The 2,257-nt window shown below is 39.7% G+C and carries 2 protein-coding genes; one reads left to right on the top strand and one right to left on the bottom strand.

Going from position 1 to position 2,257, the window contains the following annotated elements; all coding sequences use genetic code 11:
* Window positions 1–1,366, top strand: a 1,366-nt coding sequence (locus tag D8845_RS10100) for an LPXTG cell wall anchor domain-containing protein (RefSeq protein WP_125453332.1), incomplete at its 5' end; no start/stop codon positions are given.
* A gap of 201 nt (window positions 1,367–1,567) precedes the next feature.
* On the opposite strand, the gene D8845_RS10095 is transcribed toward D8845_RS10100, so the two are convergent.
* The coding region (locus D8845_RS10095; RefSeq protein WP_125453331.1) for an ISL3 family transposase at window positions 1,568–2,257 on the bottom strand (690 nt) is incomplete at its 5' end.

Genomic DNA, 2,257 nt, shown 5'->3' with positions numbered 1-2,257 from the left:
GACTAAGTCAGCAGCAGANGCAGCTAAACCAAACGCAGGTGATGACATTGTTAAACCAGCAGATAAGACAGTAGTAGCAAATCCAGAAGCTCTCACTCCAGAAGAGAAGAAAGCGATCGAAGATAAAGTTAAAGCTGTAAATCCAGATGCAACAGTAGTTGTAGATGACAAAGGTAATGCGACAGTCACAACCCCAGCAGGTAAGACAGCAGTTATCCCAGCGTCAGACTTGACTAAGTCAGCAGCAGANGCAGCTAAACCAAANGCAGGTGATGACATTGTTAAACCAGCAGATAAGACAGTAGTAGCNAATCCAGAAGCTCTCACTCCAGAAGAGAAGAAAGCGATCGAAGATAAAGTTAAAGCTGTAAATCCAGGTGCAACAGTAGTTGTAGATGACAAAGGCAATGCGACAGTCACAACCCCAGCAGGTAAGACAGCAGTTATCCCAGCGTCAGACTTGACTAAGTCAGCAGCAGACGCAGCTAAGGAAAATGCAGGAAATGCAGTAAATACACCAGCAGGTAAGGTAGAAGTTAAAGATCCAGCTAACTTAACAGATGAAGAAAAAGCAAAAGTTAAGGAAGCAATTGAGGCAGTGAACCCAGGATCTAAAGTTGTAGTAGACGAAAAAGGAAACGCAACAGTCACAACCCCAGCAGGTAAGACAGCAGTCATTCCAGCAGCGGACTTGACTAAGTCAGCAGCAGACGCAGCTAAACCAAATGCAGGAAATGCAGTAAACACACCAGCAACTAGAGTGTTAGTTGGAGATAAAGCTAAATTAACAGCTGATGAAATTGAAAAAGTTAAAGAATCAATTAAAGCAGTCAACCCAGGTGCAACTGTAGTAGTAGACGAAAACGGAAATGCGACAGTTACAACACCAGCAGGTAAGACAGCAACAATTCCAGCAGCTCAATTAGTTAAAGATGCTAAAGATGTTGCAGCTAAGAATAATGGTGAAAACATCAACGTTGACTTCGAAAAAGAAACAGTAGCAGACCTCAATAACTTAACAGGTGCAGAAAAAGAAGCTGCAAAAGCTAAGATTAAAGGAGCAAATGCTGAAGTAGTAGAAGTTGTCTTCGACAAAGCAGGAAATGCAACTGTAATTACTAAAGATGGTAAAGTTTACACAATCGTAGCTAAAGATATCTTTAAACAACGTCCTTCTACAGACAATGGAAGTTCAGCTAATGCTGGTCAAACAGCATCAGCACAAGCAAATGCACGTAAAGCAGCTAAAGAATTGCCAAATACAGGTACAGCAGATTCTACTGTAGCTATGGTAGCAGCTGCCGCAAGTGCATTACTTGGTCTTGGTCTTGCAGGCCGTCGTCGTAAAGAAGACGAAGAAGCTTAATTGGTAGATTGTTTGATAAACATCGAATAATAAGTCTGATTTTCAAAGCTTAAACAAATACCTCTCATAAGAAAATCTCCTAGCAGGGAAGCCTGCTAGGAGATTTTTGTATTTCAGGAAGTTGATTGCTTGCTGATTCGTAAGCGTTCGATGTAAGTGTGTTATAATGGCTCTTTGTCAACTGTAGTGGGTTGAGAAAAGCTACGATCTAGAAAGGACAAATTTCGTCCTTTCTTTTTTGATATTTAGAGCGATGAAAATCCGTTTTTTGAAGTTTTCAAAGTTTCGAAAACCAAATGCATTTCGTTTGATAAGTTTGATAAGATTATTAGTCGCTTCTAATTTGGCGTTGGAATAGGGTAATTGGAGGGCGTTGACAATTTTCTCTTTATCCTTAAGAAAGGTTTTAAAGACAGTCTGAAAAAGAGGATGAACCTGCTTTAGATTGTCCTCAATGAGCCCGAAAAATTTATCGGGTTCCTTATTCTGAAAGTGAAAAAGCAAGAGTTGGTAGAGATGGTAGTGATGTTTCAAGTCTTCTGAATAGCTCAAAAGCTTGTCTAGAATTTCTTTATGCGTCAAGTGCATCTGAAAAGTAGGGCGATAAAATCGCTTATCGCTAAGTTTACGACTGTCCTGTTGAATGAGCTTCCAGTAACGTTTAATAGCCTTGTACTCATGGGATTTTCGTTCAAATTGATTCATGATTTGAACATGCACACGACTCATAGCGCGGCTAAGATGTTGTACAATGTGAAAGTGATCAAGTACAATTTTTGCATTAGGAAAAAGCTGTTTAGCCAAGTCATAATAAGGGCTAAACATATCCATAGTAATGATTTTCACCTGACAACGAACGACTCTATCATATTTAAGAAAGTGATTTCGAAT

Origin of the sequence: Streptococcus mitis, from assembly GCF_003942865.1 — a bacterium.
Classification (GTDB): Bacteria; Bacillota; Bacilli; order Lactobacillales; family Streptococcaceae; genus Streptococcus; species Streptococcus mitis_BI.
Note: the sequence above shows the minus strand (reverse complement) of the source record. Positions and strands in the feature narration are given on the sequence as shown.